General features: G+C 72.6%; 2 protein-coding genes. Both read right to left on the bottom strand.

The window, feature by feature from the left end; translation table 11 throughout:
- Positions 1-451: 451 nt before the first annotated feature.
- Positions 452-1,267 carry a DUF427 domain-containing protein gene (locus ACZ6D7_RS43600; RefSeq protein ID WP_469503532.1) on the bottom strand — a complete coding sequence of 272 codons (816 nt, stop codon included), beginning with the start codon at positions 1,265-1,267 and terminating at the stop codon, positions 452-454.
- Positions 1,268-1,527: 260 nt separating this feature from the next.
- Positions 1,528-1,854: a hypothetical protein gene (locus ACZ6D7_RS43595; RefSeq protein ID WP_469503530.1), complete on the bottom strand. Its 327-nt coding sequence runs from the start codon at positions 1,852-1,854 to the stop codon at positions 1,528-1,530.
- Positions 1,855-3,345 lie beyond the last annotated feature (1,491 nt).

The raw sequence follows: 3,345 nt of genomic DNA, 5'->3' as shown, positions 1-3,345 counted from the left end.
GGGGCCGCCGCTCCGGCGTATCCGCACGTCCGCAGGGTCCACCGGCCGGCAGACCACCGAGCCCGCCGGGCCACCGAGCCCCCGAAGGACCGGCAGAACCCCGAGGCGCGTGGCAGGCGCCCCGCTCCCCGCACTCCTCGGCCTCACGCTGTAGCTGTTCGGCGTGTAGCCGGCCCGGGCACGGGAGCCACCCTCACGAGCACGGCGACGACAGGCGCACGAGTACGCCAGCGACCATCTGGTCGCGCACGAACCTTGCGGCCGCTGATGCGGTCTGCTTGCCTCCATGCCGCCGGCCAGTGTTGCCGCACCGTCGAGCCCGGCCAGCCGGACCAGCCTCTCCCCGGCCAGGCCGAACGGCGACGACGCGGTGTCCCCGTTCGACTACGGACAGGCAGCAGCCGCCTGCCGATGCTGCAGGCGGCGCCCCTGATCACCGCCATCAGAGCCGTCACGCCGGCCGTCGAGCCGAAAGCACCTCGGTGAACGGGGTGACGGGACGCTCCAGACGTTCGCCGTCCACGGTGAGGTCGACGGCCTCGTTGTAGAAGGCGAGGAGCCCTTTGACCGCGCCCACCGCGGGCAGCGGTTCGCGATAGCTCCAGACGAGGTTCGCCGGGGCCCCGGCCTCCCCCCGCCACGACCAGTAGGTGGCAGTCCCCTTGTAGGGGCACCCGGTGCTGTGGTCGGTCGGTTCGAACAGGTCGAGGCGGACATCCTCGCGCGGTATGTAGTACCGGGTGGGCAGACCGGTCTCAAAAAGCAGGACCGGGCGGCGGGTGTCGGCGACGACCGTGCCGTCGATCTCGACGACGACATGACGGCTGCTCGGAATCGCGTCCACCCGTTTGTGCGGGTCGCGGGGGTGAACGAAGATCTCTTCTTCCTCCTCGTACCAGTGGTCAAGGCCCCGGCCCGCGCGCCGGAACCACTCGAAGGCGATGTGCCCGGCCAGCTCGTCGGCCGGGAACGTCCAGGCCGCGTTCTCGATCAGTTCGCCGCCGGCTTCCAGGTCATAGAAGATCTGCGATCCGGTGTGCGTGCCCGTCGGGGGGTTCTTCGCCGGGTGGAGGAGGTCCGCGCGGACCTCCTCGCGGGGGAAGGCATAGAGCGGTACCGGCGTCCCGGGCTCCCATACGAGGACCGGGTGTCTGCTGTCCACGACGGTGAGGCCGCCCTTGCGGCCGCGCACGCGGCGTTCGCTGGGCTCCCACAGAAGGCCTTCCGGGGTGGTCCTGATGTCTCGCGCGGTGGGAAACGTGGTCATGAGCGACTCTCCCTGCGGCTTGCTCACGCGGTCATGCCGGCAACCTGGGCCCGGCTCTCGCGCCAGGCCCCGACCTGCTCGGGGCGGCCGGACACCTGCAGGTACTCCTCGACACTGCTGCTTGCCTTCCCCCCACACTGACACAGGTCCGAAGCCGCAGACGTCGGGGCCGGCGAACACAGGCAGCAGTTTCGACGACCGTGACCAGGCCCGGGGGACGAACACCACGGAGGAACGGCGCGGCGATCCCCGGGCCACCATCACGCGGTGCCGCCCCGGCCGCAGCCGTCCCCTTTGTCCAGCCGGTCAGCAGGGTGCCGGTGAATCAGCAGGGTGTCAGCGAACACGTGGAGGGCGTCCGGCCGGACCGGCACGGGGATCCAGATGCCGTCGCAACGCCGGCCCTGCAATCCTGCACAGTCGCCCTCCCGATGAAGCACGGTGACCGCAAAACTGCTGGCGCGTTCCAGGCCAAGGAGCCTCTCCTCGCCGGAGGTGCCCGTGGCGCGGGGCCACGCGGGGCTGTCGCCGACGGCCACCAGTGTCATACAGACGTCGCCGCCGAAGGGGAACGTCTCTGCACCCACGCCGAGTACGCGCGCGGGGCATGCCGAAAGCCCCGGACGGCACCGCACGACGTGGCCGGCTCCCACGTCCCGTTGCGGCGGCGGCACGTCCCCGCACAGCCCAGTGATCCGCCGCGTACACCGGACGGCAACCCGCCAGCCGCGCAGTGCTGCCGCAGCCCCTTCCCGGGGCCGGCTCTTCACGCGGCAGGCCCGGGCACCACCGGGCGATTCCGCGGCCTCGCACAGGACGGCCGTGCAAAGACAGGGATGGAGGGGAAGGACCACGCAGTACGCCGGGCGCGGGCCCACCGCACCCAGACCGGCCACCACAGCCCGCCACCCCATCGGCCTATGACACCCCCGCGGCCACTCAGCCCCAGACATGGGCCCACACCGCCGGCACCAAGGCGACACCACCGACCGGCGGCACCCAGCCCCCAGAGCTCTCTGCCTCGGCGTCACAACGAAAACCCCGACCCACGCCGCCACGTCCCGGCAGGGCTGCACCTCCCGTGCGCCGGACAAGGAAGCCGAACAGGGCTGGCGCCTACGGATCACAGGCACCACTGCGCCCCGACGCCTACGGATCGAAGACGAACACCACCCAACGGCGCAAAGCCCAGCCTGCCGACCGGTCGCAGACCCAACCCCGCCCCACCGCACTCCCCCGGCCTGCGACGGACCACAGCAAGCCCACCAGATTCCGGCAGGAGCCGGAGCAACTCCCGGGAGGACTGCGCGCGCTGGAACCGCCACGCCATCAACATCACCCCGGACCCGCCGCGGACACCAGCCGAGCAGCCGATGCCGCGCCACCAGCCTCACCAAGGCCACCAGGCGGTCCGCCCGCCCTCGACGCGCGGGCAGACCCGCCTGGCGCGTCAGCGTGCGCGGACGGACCCTGTGCAGGCGCTGGTCTGCCGCCCATGCGGTGGCCTCGCCTGCGGGAGCAGGCCAGGCCCGGACGAGGTACCGCTCGGTGATCTCGTCGGGAGCAAGGCCGACGGCGGTGTCACGGCCGCGGACGTGGACGCGCAGCCGACAGTCGCCCGGCCCGTCGAACGACAGGACCGGACGTTCTTCGTCCAGGCCGTCCCCCATGACACAGACCATGAGCGCACCGGAGACGGAGTGCACGGAGATCGCACCGGAGACGGAGTACACGGAGATCTCCGCGATGTCCTGCCAGCCGCCGCTGCCGGGTGCGGGGTCGCTCCCGTGGAGGGCGACCGTGACGCCGACGTCGCCGGTGCGGATGCCGCTCATGACGACGACGGTGCCGTCGACGACCCGTACGACTCCGTTGCGCCCGCGGCCCAGACCGGGCCCGGAGGGCCCGACCTCGCCGCAGATGCCGAACCGGCAGTACCGCACCGCGACTCCTCCCCCGGCCCGTTCGGCCTTGCCGTCCATCCCGCCTCCCCCGCCCGGGGGGGGGGGGGAGGGGGGGGGGGGGGGGGGGGGGGGGGGGGGGGGGGGGGGGGGAAGGGGGGGGGGGGGCGCAGAGCC

It is taken from the genome of Streptomyces sp. NPDC041784 (genome assembly GCF_055591025.1).
This window is presented reverse-complemented; position numbering and strand designations above follow the sequence as displayed.

What these genes read in the sequence shown, in the direction of transcription:
- ACZ6D7_RS43600 (WP_469503532.1), bottom strand. Translation starts at nt 1,267, where the DNA reads ATGACCACGTTTCCCACCGCGCGAGACATCAGGACCACCCCGGAAGGC.